The following is a 747-nucleotide window of genomic DNA, read 5'->3' as shown; positions in this document are numbered from 1 at the left end:
GACACCCTCAGTCCGCCAGCATAGGTAAGATGCAGCATCGCGCGATCACGGGTGACGAGGCGTGTCCGGGGATCGGGTGTATCGAGCAAAGCCTTGATCTCGGCCCGGTCGAGGTAATCGATCAGCGCCTTGTCTGTCTTCTTGGTCGGGATTGCTCTGACACGGAGTGCCTGATCGAGGCAGGCTGGAATCCGGTACTCGATGTATCGGAAGAAGGATCGGATCGCGGCGAGCCTGCCATTGCGGGTCCGCACGCAGCTGCCGCGGCCGATCTCCACATGATCGAGGAAGGCCATGATCATGTCTGTGCCGAGATCCTCAACCTCGAGATCGGTCGGTCGGCGCTTCAGCCGATCGGCAGCGAACTGGACGAGGAGGACGAAGCAGTTGGCATAGGTCTTCACCGTGTGCGGGCTGACGGCGCGTTCGCGCGGCAGATGTTCCCGCAGATATGCCGAGAGATGGGGAGCAAGCGCCGTCATGCCGCTTCTCCTTGAAAAAGTTGCTCGCTTGCAGCCGCAATGTCGCGCAGCAGCACTGGCGTGGCTTCGAGATACCAGTACGTGTTGGCGATCGACGCGTGCCCCAGGTAGACACTGAGACCGGCCATGTGGTGGGCAATGGCCTCCCTGTCACGCGGGCAGGACTCAAGCGAGCGAACAGCGAACGTATGTCGCAGATCGTGGAGTCGCATGCCTGCCGTACCGGTTGCTCTACGATATCCGAGAAGCCGGGCCAACCTGACGA

General features: G+C 61.4%; 1 protein-coding gene and 1 pseudogene. Both read right to left on the bottom strand.

All coding sequences use genetic code 11. The features are described 5' to 3' along the window. Window positions 1–482 (bottom strand): tyrosine-type recombinase/integrase (locus tag AACY49_RS29740; RefSeq protein WP_339527757.1); only part of this gene is annotated, 482 nt, incomplete at its 3' end. After that, window positions 479–747 (bottom strand): annotated as a pseudogene (locus AACY49_RS29735) (tyrosine-type recombinase/integrase); the annotation flags it as partial. The gene AACY49_RS29740 and the pseudogene AACY49_RS29735, both read right to left, overlap by 4 nt.

The sequence above is a fragment of the Pseudomonas sp. EL_65y_Pfl2_R96 genome, from assembly GCF_963970905.1.
Classification (GTDB): domain Bacteria; phylum Pseudomonadota; class Gammaproteobacteria; order Pseudomonadales; family Pseudomonadaceae; genus Aquipseudomonas.
The sequence above is the reverse complement of the archived record's forward strand: the minus strand, read 5'-3'. Positions and strand labels throughout refer to the sequence as shown.